General features: G+C 37.4%; 10 protein-coding genes and 1 pseudogene. 1 reads left to right on the forward strand and 10 read right to left on the reverse strand.

Annotation, left to right across the window (positions count from 1 at the left end; translation table 11 throughout):
* The first annotated feature begins 108 nt into the window (after positions 1 to 108).
* A pseudogene (locus JCM21714_RS15395) lies at positions 109 to 1,079 on the forward strand (stage II sporulation protein M).
* Here the strand turns inward: JCM21714_RS15395 and JCM21714_RS15400 are convergent.
* From JCM21714_RS15400 to pepT, 10 genes are all read right to left on the reverse strand, one after another.
* Entirely contained in the window at positions 1,059 to 2,417 is a 1,359-nt protein-coding gene (locus JCM21714_RS15400; protein ID WP_035725645.1) for a DUF58 domain-containing protein, read from the reverse strand. The pseudogene JCM21714_RS15395 and the gene JCM21714_RS15400 sit on opposite strands and share 21 nt — an antisense overlap.
* Positions 2,371 to 3,156, reverse strand: a complete 786-nt coding sequence (locus JCM21714_RS15405; RefSeq protein WP_439644490.1) for an AAA family ATPase — start codon at positions 3,154 to 3,156, stop codon at positions 2,371 to 2,373. The genes JCM21714_RS15400 and JCM21714_RS15405 overlap by 47 nt, the downstream gene beginning before the upstream one ends.
* Entirely contained in the window at positions 3,125 to 3,298 is a 174-nt protein-coding gene (locus tag JCM21714_RS24900) for a hypothetical protein (RefSeq protein WP_439644491.1), read from the reverse strand. Before JCM21714_RS24900 ends, JCM21714_RS15405 begins: the two co-directional genes overlap by 32 nt.
* On the reverse strand, positions 3,295 to 4,425 hold the full coding sequence (locus tag JCM21714_RS15410; RefSeq protein WP_035725647.1) for a DUF4350 domain-containing protein: 1,131 nt from the start codon (positions 4,423 to 4,425) through the stop codon (positions 3,295 to 3,297). The genes JCM21714_RS24900 and JCM21714_RS15410 overlap by 4 nt, the downstream gene beginning before the upstream one ends.
* On the reverse strand, positions 4,425 to 4,610 hold the full coding sequence (locus JCM21714_RS15415; protein WP_035725649.1) for a hypothetical protein: 186 nt from the start codon (positions 4,608 to 4,610) through the stop codon (positions 4,425 to 4,427). Before JCM21714_RS15415 ends, JCM21714_RS15410 begins: the two co-directional genes overlap by 1 nt.
* Positions 4,607 to 5,086, reverse strand: coding sequence for a hypothetical protein (locus tag JCM21714_RS15420; RefSeq protein WP_035725651.1), 480 nt, complete (start codon positions 5,084 to 5,086; stop codon positions 4,607 to 4,609). Before JCM21714_RS15420 ends, JCM21714_RS15415 begins: the two co-directional genes overlap by 4 nt.
* Positions 5,087 to 5,098: 12 nt before the next feature.
* Complete coding sequence (locus JCM21714_RS15425) at positions 5,099 to 6,007, reverse strand: glycerophosphoryl diester phosphodiesterase membrane domain-containing protein (protein WP_035725654.1); 909 nt, start codon at positions 6,005 to 6,007, stop codon at positions 5,099 to 5,101.
* Positions 6,008 to 6,409: 402 nt separating this feature from the next.
* Entirely contained in the window at positions 6,410 to 7,897 is a 1,488-nt protein-coding gene (locus tag JCM21714_RS15430) for an MDR family MFS transporter (protein WP_035725657.1), read from the reverse strand.
* A gap of 1 nt (position 7,898) precedes the next feature.
* On the reverse strand, positions 7,899 to 8,726 hold the full coding sequence (locus JCM21714_RS15435; RefSeq protein WP_035725659.1) for a TetR/AcrR family transcriptional regulator: 828 nt from the start codon (positions 8,724 to 8,726) through the stop codon (positions 7,899 to 7,901).
* A gap of 155 nt (positions 8,727 to 8,881) precedes the next feature.
* The coding region (pepT, locus tag JCM21714_RS15440; protein ID WP_035725665.1) for a peptidase T at positions 8,882 to 9,952 on the reverse strand (1,071 nt) is incomplete at its 5' end.

A 9,952-nucleotide genomic window follows, 5' to 3' on the forward strand; every position in this document is an offset into this window, starting at 1 on the left:
ATGTCGTTAATACTTAAATGAACCCAAGAATAATCAATCACATTAGACTATTCAAATCGTAAATTATTCAGTATAATATAGTAAAAAGCTAGAAAAAAAGGTGATTATATGCAAATCAATCAATTCATCAAGCAAAATCGTGAGGACTGGGAGCGGTTAGAAACGCTTATCACACAACTGCAAAAGAAAAAATCTTATGCGGTTATTGAAGAATTTCAACACACTTATCAAAAAGTAGCGAGACAATTATCCTATAGTCAAACGTATTTTCCTAATGATAATGTAACCAATTATTTAAATGAAATTGTAGCTAAAGCACATAATGTACTATATCAATCACAGCAATCCTCCTGGAAACAAGCCTACCATTCTTTTCAGCTAAATTTGTAGGTTTGCTGCTTGAACAGTGGAAAGCAATTGTTATTGCCATGCTGCTATTTTTTCTTGGGGGGGCTTTAGCTAGCTTCATAGCAGTGATTGAAAACCCCTCACACTTATATGGTATTTTGCCGGGAGAAATGGTTCAATCTGTCGAGCCTGCTTCCTTGGGAGAGGATCCACAGCCTGTCGATGCGCCGGTTATGTCAGCAGAGATTATGACAAACAATATTCAGGTAGCAATTCTAGCCTTTGCCGGTGGAATCACCTTAGGAATTCTTACAGTATATGTATTAATTTATAATGGAATTCTGGTTGGTGCATTAGCGGGTCTGTTTTGGAATTATAGTAATTCCTATAGCTTCTGGGCCTATATTGTACCACATGGTGTGATTGAGTTACTTGCCATCTTTATTGCTGGTGGTGCAGGATTATTAATGGGTTACAAAATTTTTGTGCCAGGTGATCATTCAAGAGGATACCAACTGAAAGTCCAAACAGTCAGATCGGTTCAATTACTATTAGGAACCATACCGTTGTTTATCATAGCTGGTATCATTGAAGGATATATCACTCCGGCAGACATTTCTTTAGAAATGAAATATGCAGTAGCAATCATAACTGCTGTCGGCTTACTGAGTTATATGATTGCAGGACATTTCCTGCTGAGAAAAAGAGCTTTACAGCATTCCTCTATTTAAAGTTTCAATATAATGGGAAACAGTAGTCACTGCTAAACGATCGGCAGGTGCTTCGAGCATGGGTAAGCCATGTTTCTCCCATTTTTTCATCACTTGCTTTTGGTGTAAATATTGTTTCTGAGCTACACTTTTTTCCATCGCAAGTATGGCGTTGGATGGCTTCATCTTTATTTTTTGATGCAGCAATTGATCTTCAATTCCCATCATGACAAAAAGATGTTTTTTTCTAAGCTTTTTAAGATAGAATAAATGATGATCTTCATTCACAAATGTTTGGACATCACTGAATAATAACATCATGCTTCGTTTGTGCTGAATCGATTGTGCGTGTTGTAAGGCGAGTGCGTAGTTTGATTCTTGCGCATCGACTTGAATAGCATAAATCGTTTGTAATATTATATCTAAATGCTCCAATCCTCTGCCAGCAGGTACGACTGCCTTTATTTCCTTGGAAAATGCAATCACCGCAATATGGTCGCCGTTATGCAGCGCTGCTGTAGCGAGTGTGATGGCAGCTTCTATTGTTTTCTCTAACCGGTTACCTTCTTTTAATTCTACTCCCATCATTCGGCCACAATCAATTAGTATGGTTACATACTTACCGTGTTCAGGTTCATATTCATTTGTCATCATTTCTTGCAATTTTGCCGATTGTCTCCAATTTATTTTTCTCGGGTCATCACCAACTACATAACTACGAACCTTTGAAAATTCTCCAACCCCCCCACTACGCATTTTTCGTATTTTAATTCCTTCATGTAGCAAATAGTTTTGAGCACTTGCTAAATATCGTTTAGCTTCTGACAGGTTTGGAATCACCTTTACTTCTGTTGGCAGATTATAGGTGATTTGTCTCTCCCACAATCCTAATTTGCTTTTAAAACGGAGATATAATGAATCGATTAGAAATTTTCCGCGTCTTTGCGGAAATACATCATATGTAATCATTGTTTTATGCTCCGATGCTACGGGTTGGCTACTGGGAAATATCGTTTGAAACGTCTCAGGGATGCCATCCTTTAGTCGTACCATATAGTTGTCTGAAGTAAGATTTTGAATCGAGATGGAGACTGTTTCTTTCTGATAACGTTCCATTTCACTTTCCAACATTCTTTCCACTATCATTTCTTCTTTCTTAGGTAATAAAAAGATATCTATTGTTAATAGGCTTATCGCTAAGATAGTGGTTAAAGCAAGGAAGAGCCAGGAAAACTGCCAAACGGATAGGACAAGGATAGCCAGGATAAACAGTGAATATAAAAGTAATAATTTCTTTGTTGGGATAATGCCCTTATCGCGGAACAGCAATCGATCCCACAAGCTCTTGAATCGTTTCATCGATATCTGATCCCTCCAATTCTGCATACGGAGATAGCTGAATACGATGCCGTAGACTTGGAATAGATACTACTTTAACATCATCTGGTGTAATATAATCGCGGTTATCAAGATAGGCCCAGGCTTGTGCGGTTTTGGCAATCGCGATTGCAGCGCGAGTACTTGCTCCATATTGGATATGCTCCAGTTCACGGGTTTTTCTGACAATTTTTATAATATAATCTGCTATTTCGTTACTAATGTGTACCTCTTTAATTTTTTTCTGTACTTCTGCTAACGTTTCATTTGTAAACATGGCGGAAAGCTCTTGAGGATTTCTTTGTTCCTCAATTATCATTTGTAAAACGGCTGTTTCTTCTGCAAGGTTAGGAAAATCTATTTTGAGTTTAAAGAAGAAACGGTCCTGTTGAGCTTCTGGCAACGGATATGTTCCTTCAAACTCAATTGGATTTTGTGTAGCTGCCACAAAGAAAAAATCTGGTAAAGCATATGTTTCTCCTTGAATCGTGACTTGCTTTTCTTCCATGGCCTCTAATAAAGCTGCTTGTGTTTTGGCTGGTGTTCGGTTAATTTCATCTGCAAGAAGTACATTAGTAAAAATTGGTCCTTTTAAAGTTTGAAAGGCGTGTTCCTTCATGTTGTAAATAGAACTTCCGGTAATATCACTTGGTAACAGATCTGGAGTAAACTGGATTCTGCTAAAACTGCTATCTAATAAGCTTGCTAATGTTTTTACCATTTGGGTTTTTCCTGTTCCAGGTACCCCCCTCAATTAATACGTGTCCACCTGCTAAGGCAGCAGTTAATAATAAACGTAAGTTTTTTTGTTGTCCGATAATGCGTTGTTCATATTTCTCTAACAATGACGCGATTGTTGTCATTCTGCTTCCACCTCTTGTCTGATTTTATCAATAATCTCTGACCACTTGAGATACTCCTGTTTATTTAACGATTCTTGCTGCGAAATGGTTTCAAATCCTGCTGCAATAGAATGTATTTTTTTTGCTGGGATACTTGTCATTCGACCTTCCATACTTTTTAAGCGATCTTGCCAGCTTTTGTGATAAGGAATTCCATAACGACTTCGAATCACTTCTTTTAAATATTCGAGCTGATTTTCGAGAGAAGGTTGAAAATTTTTCCCCCCCTTTAACTGCCAAATAGCAAGTGCCTTTAAACGTTCATCACTTAACCTTACCGTCTCCTCGCGAACAGGTATGATTGGCCCAAATCGTTTTCCTTGATGCCATAAAATAAAAATAGCAAGAATTGTTCCCTGAACTAGCAGGATATAGGCCCAATCAGGATATAATTCAAACTTGGAGACAGTCCCACCTGACGCTGTCAGACTGTATTCATCGAAAATAATTGTTTCCGCTTCTTGAAAGGGAATTACTTCACATAAAGCATTAAGGTGCTGATGCCTTGTAATCTGATCATTGGTAAACCAATCAGGTGCGGAAAGGATGATTAACGAACCCTTTCCAATTTTTCTTTCAATACCAATCGGACCTAACTCATCCTCCAGCAGAATCTGATCATTCTCATCTGAAATAATACGATAAGGGTTCTGATGTAACACTTCAAATGTTTCGAATTGATGAGAGATTTCCGATACTTCATCTTCTTCCATAAGAAAAGTTTCCATAGCATATTCGGTTTCAATGCCAAATAAACTGTCAGGATTTTGCTTTGCTAGAATAAGAGTATTGCCAGCTTCGATATATTCTAAGTAGTGCTGTTCCACGCTATTATCTGAATAAATGGGAGGTTCGATTAAAAATCTTAGTTCTCCGGTTTTTTCTGTGTTTGGTAATACATCGCTATCGTCCACTTGATAATTGTTTTGATCTAGGTAAGTATATAGACCTTTTACTCCTAATGGCGCAGGTGAATCTACCAGGTAGGGTGGATAGGGTTTAGGTGTATTATTATTAGAAAAGACACTAACCAAAATAAGCAGAAGAAAAAAGACAACAGCTACGATCCATGTTCGTTTACTGAGCATTATCGTTCACCTATTTCTGTATGTGATTGATAGGTTTGAGCAATGGCTTTCATCCATTGCTCGATATTGTTCTGATATTGGTTAAAATCTTCTTCAGATATTTGTTGTTCGCCATAAGTTGTTTTTTCAAAAAATAATGCCAATTGATAGAAATCTCGTGCTAAGGTAATATCTTTTTGTTTCAATTCATCATAATAATCCCAATTTGTTTTCCATAACCGGCTAGTAATAAATTTCTGTCATCAAGAATAAGTAAGAAAGCTAGAAATTGGTGACGTGTTGCAAGACGAAACTCTTTTTCCATGGCATATTGACTGGCAACAGCTAAGTGACGCTGATAGTCCCATTCCAATTGATTACTAGAGCTAAAGGGCTGCAGTTTCTTCAGTCTTCTTTTTCTTAAAAAAATCATAACAATTGCCACCACACCTATAATGAGTGCGCCCAGTATGACGATTAGGATGACAGAGAGAATGCTGTTACCGACTGTAGTACCAGGATCAAACGATTGGAATATACTTTTAAGCAGCTTACCAAGCCATTCTGAAAGTTTGTCCCATATTCTATCTAATAAACTACGATTATCTTGGTAGTATACCTGATATTCTTTGTTACTTAAAATGTCATTTAACTGTTCCCGTTTGCTTTGATAAGAGGACATCGATAATCTCCTTTAAGATGGGTCTGTGACTTGGTATTCACTAATCATTTCTTTTAAGTCGGTTGCTTCTTGTCTGGTTGTAGAGTCAAAATACATAACGGCATATCCAACGAAAAGTACAATAGAAGTAATCAATGAAATAATATTATTCAATAGGTGAAATAAAACACTATTACCTAAAAAGATCAACGGAAGTTGTAAGATCGCTGTAACAATACCGGTAATAATCGATAATATGATGATTAGGCCAAAGAATTTCCATGTTTGCCTTTTGGTGAGTTGCCAGCTTTTTGATAAACCAGGTGCAGCTTGTTCAAAAAGAACCACCGGTAAATATAAACTCCATCTGGTCATTAAGAGCCCAATCCCTATAAAAGCTCCGATTGAAAGTAAAAACATAAGAATTGCACCAAAAATAGGATTAAGTACAAACGATATTGCGGAAAAACCTATAACCATAAAGACAGGAACTAATAAGCCAACGAGAATAAGACACCATAGCAAGGTGCTCCAAAACATCGGCCAGTACCGGGAGAGTGCACGTTTGATCATATCTTTTGTTACTGGAATTGTTTCGCTCTCACGTGTAACTTTTACCGTCCAGATAATTGCTCCAGCAATAAGTGGCATGGCAATGATAAGGAAAAAATTCGCTAGTATCGTAAGCAGGTCTTCTTGTATTGTCGTGGTAGAAACAGCATCAGCTCCTGAAATAAGTTGATCCAATATATTTTGTCCTGATTCTACACTGGTGAAAAAGCTTCGCCCAGATAGACTAAGAATCAGAGCCTGTATGGCTAACACCGGCACCATAATTAAGAAAGTTATCATGAACAGTGTTTTAAAGCGTGTCTTAATAATACGAAAAGTTTGATCTAAAATCTCTCCAAACCCTAAAGGTTTATTCGTGTTTTCATTCATTATTTTCTCCTCCTAAAATAAACAGAATACATAGGTTATTTTAACATGTTTTACGAGATATGGGATAAATTTTTAAATAAAAGGTAAAAAATGGGGGAGCTATTTTTTAAAGTGGAAAGGAAACATTAAAACCAAAGGTATGAGTTTGATAGAATGCTAGGTAAAACGCCAGGAAAAATACTTCTTTTCATGGTGTGTATCAAAAAAAGTATTTATCACGGCGCTAACCGTCCGTAAAATCCCCCCCACTTTAAGATTCGAGCATAAGCAAAGAAGCTAAGTGAGGGATAAACGGACGATAACCATCCTGATAAGTTTCGCTAACAATCAGTGGGAGTCAAAAACCCCCCCCACTGATTGAAGTCTCACTTTATCCAAAGCGATTGTTAACATCTTCTTACATTATGCTGCCTGTTTGCTTTTTTGTTCCTTTCTTGTTTTGGTTTTTAAGAAAAAAGACAATCCAAGGCCGACGATCGATAGACCAGTAGCTACTAAAAAGGCAGCATTATAACCATTCATTGCAGCACCAGTTGCCAATTGATTGATAGCCTCTGCTTCTGATAATCCTGCCATCGCTGTTTGCTCCGGTTGATAATTGCTTGCGGCAGTCGTCATCACAGTAATTAGAATAGCTGTGCCAATTGATGCTGAAACCTGTTGCATCGTATTTGCCATTGCGGTCCCATGTGGATGCCATTCTGGTGGAAGCTGATTAAGTCCATCTGTCATTACCGGCATCATCACTAACGATAACCCGAACATGCGGACAGCATAAATGACAACTAAAAAGCTATAGGCCGTATCCATTGATAAATTCGTAAATAAGAAGGTAGTAACGGTCACAATAGCCATGCCGCTTGCTGCTAACCATTTTGCACCGAATTTATCAAATAATATACCTGTGATTGGGGACATGATACCCATCACAATTGCACCGGGTAATAGCATCATTCCTGATTCGAGAGGTGAAAAACCTCTGGTATTCTGCATATATAATGGCAGCATCGTTTCTGCACCAATTAATGCCATTAACACAATCATTGTAATAACTAATGACAGAGAGAATATTGGATACTTGAAAACACGGAATTCCAGCATAGGTTTCTTTAATTTTAATTGACGAATAATAAAGATCGTTAAAATAATCGCAGCCCCAATAATGATCGCTAGTGCTTGACTATCAAAGGTTGCAGAAGCCTCACTATCTCCATGTCCGCCGCCAATACTACTAAAACCGTACAATAATCCACCAAACCCAAACGATGATAATAAAATAGATAAGATATCTATTTTTGGATAAGTTTGTTCTGTTACGTTTTTAACGAAGAGGGCAGCTAAAATAATCGTAATGATCACGATTGGTAACACGACATAAAACAGGCCTCTCCAGGAAAAGTATTCCAGAAGCCATCCGGAGAGTGTAGGACCGATAGCAGGTGCGAAGGATATGACAATCCCTGCCATACCCATTGCAGCTCCGCGTTTCTCAATTGGAAATACTTTGAGCAGCACTGTCATCATCAAAGGCAGCATAATTCCTGAACCTGAAGCTTGAATAACACGTGCAACCAATAATAGTTCAAAAGTGTGTGAAATAGATGCGACAAAGGTACCTGTCGCAAATATACTCAAGGCAGTTATGAATAATTGCCTTGTCGTGAAACGTTCAATTAAAAAGGCGGATATTGGAATCATCACGCCATTAGTTAGTAAGAAGGCAGTGGTCAACCATTGTACTTGATTTTCAACAATGCCAAAGTCATTCATAATGCTAGGTAAAGCTGTTGCTAAAAGTGTTTCATTTAATAAGCCGACAAACGCACCTATTAGCATGACAGCGACCATAGGCGTTCTTTTTATTTCGTCTGTCTGGATCGATTGATTCATTTTATTGTCCTCCCAGTTGTTTACATAATCGTTCGAGCATCAATACCTGTGAGTGGATGGTTTTTTCTCTCTTTAAATAATAAAGAAATGCCTCCGCAGTTAATGAATAAGCTGAATCATGTACTATTTCGTTTTTTACTATTTGTAAAGCTTCTAATAATTTGAGATGGTTATCTGATTTCATCTCGATAATTTTATCTTGGATGTCTATAATTAATTGTTCCCATGTGATTTCTTGTTCCTTCTGTATCAAGGGTTTTTTATTCCGTATTTCTTTAACGATGGTATTCAAAAGAGAAGCTATCCATTCACTTAATTGTTTGGCATTAATATCTTGCTGGTGGATGGTCATATAAACTAGATATTCCTTCATGATGCCTTCAAGAATAATACTTAAATCCGAAAAAAATATTTCGTATGCTTTCCCTAATACTCGATAAAGTATGTCGCGATGGTGATTCTCTAATGTTGTTCGTAACTGTTCCATCTTTTGTGTAACTGTAGCATCCTTTTTAGGTGAAAATTCCTTGAATAGCACATTAAAAAAAGGTTGATGTTCGATCCATGTTTTTAATTCCCATTCGATATATGTGGCTAAATCATTATTTTGAAAATATATGCTATCTATTTCAATCGTTCGATCGATTATTTTCTTATGGTAATTTTCAATCATAACGATCATTAAGTCGGTCTTTGAAGCGAAATAACTATAGAATCCACCCTTTGAAATACCAGCATTTTCGGCGATTACCTGTACAGAAGTTTCATTAAATCCATTTTTAGAAAAAAGCTTTAATGCGATATCTATAATCTCTTGTTGTTTATTCAATCTGTCACCTCTGACTTTCTGGTCATTATTTTGACTGTATAGTCACAAAGGCTATTTTATGAAATTTAGTTTTATATGTCAATAAACAACATTGAAATATAACAAAAAATATAAATAAGTCAAAAGGATGTGGATATGAAAAAGCAGCGCTTGTTTTAGCGCTGCTTGCTGTATAGTTCTGCTATTTTAATGATGGTTTCGGTTGCCTTTACCATATGATCAATCGAGATGTATTCATACTTGCCATGGAAGTTTTCGCCACCCGTAAAGATATTTGGTGTCGGCAGCCCCCCCATGAAAGATAACTGCGAACCATCTGTGCCGCCGCGAATGGGTTGGATAAGGGGCTCAACTCCGACCTCATGCATTGCCTTTGCAGCGATATCGACGATAAATTTCACCGGTTCGATTTTTTCTGCCATGTTGTAATATTGGTCCTTCATATCTAAAGTAATACGATCATTTCCATAAGTTTGCTGCATTCCTTCCACAACTTGTTGGAGAAATTTTTTCTTTTGATTAAATTTAGCGCGATCATGATCCCGAATGATATAGTACAGTTTCGCCTCCTCTACGTCTCCATTAAAAGAGAGTAAGTGATAAAAGCCTTGGTGCTCCTCTGTGAACTCAGGTGCTTGATCCTCAGGCAGTTGCTGATGGATAGCAAAGGCAATTTTGGTGGCGTGAATCATTTTATTCTTAGCGGTTCCTGGATGTACATTATTTCCTTTCACAGTAATTTTGGCAGCGGCGGCATTAAAACTTTCAAATTGCAGTTCCCCCCCTAAAGGACCACCATCTACCGTGTAGGCAAAATCTGCTCCAAATCTTTTTACATCAAATTTGTGAGGGCCACGGCCTATTTCTTCATCAGGTGTAAAAGCAATTCTTATCTTTCCATGTGGGATTTCAGGATGTTGTATTAAATATTCAATAGCTGTCATTATTTCTGAGATGCCTGCTTTGTTATCTGCACCAAGTAATGTAGTTCCATCGGTTGTCATTAAGGTATGGTCATGATATTTATGTAAAGAGGGGTATTCAACTGGTGATAATATAATGTTCTTGCTTGTATTAAGAATAATTTCTTTTCCATTATAGCTATCAATTAACTGTGGAGTCACACCATCTCCTGTAAAGTCTGTTGCCGTATCGAGATGGGCAAGAAAGCCAATCACTGGTACTTCTGTCTCAATATTACTAGGTAAAGTGGCCATCAAATAGGC

The sequence above is a fragment of the Gracilibacillus boraciitolerans JCM 21714 genome (assembly GCF_000521485.1).
GTDB classification, from domain to species: domain Bacteria; phylum Bacillota; class Bacilli; order Bacillales; family Amphibacillaceae; genus Gracilibacillus; species Gracilibacillus boraciitolerans.

Excerpts from the sequence above, each read along its gene's own strand:
- JCM21714_RS15400 (WP_035725645.1), bottom strand. The coding sequence starts at position 2,417 with ATGAAACGATTCAAGAGCTTGTGGGATCGATTGCTGTTCCGCGATAAG.
- JCM21714_RS15405 (WP_439644490.1), bottom strand. The coding sequence starts at position 3,156 with ATGGTAAAAACATTAGCAAGCTTATTAGATAGCAGTTTTAGCAGAATC.
- JCM21714_RS24900 (WP_439644491.1), bottom strand. The coding sequence starts at position 3,298 with ATGACAACAATCGCGTCATTGTTAGAGAAATATGAACAACGCATTATC.
- JCM21714_RS15410 (WP_035725647.1), bottom strand. The coding sequence starts at position 4,425 with ATGCTCAGTAAACGAACATGGATCGTAGCTGTTGTCTTTTTTCTTCTG.
- JCM21714_RS15420 (WP_035725651.1), bottom strand. The coding sequence starts at position 5,086 with ATGTCCTCTTATCAAAGCAAACGGGAACAGTTAAATGACATTTTAAGT.
- JCM21714_RS15425 (WP_035725654.1), bottom strand. The coding sequence starts at position 6,007 with ATGAATGAAAACACGAATAAACCTTTAGGGTTTGGAGAGATTTTAGAT.
- JCM21714_RS15430 (WP_035725657.1), bottom strand. The coding sequence starts at position 7,897 with ATGAATCAATCGATCCAGACAGACGAAATAAAAAGAACGCCTATGGTC.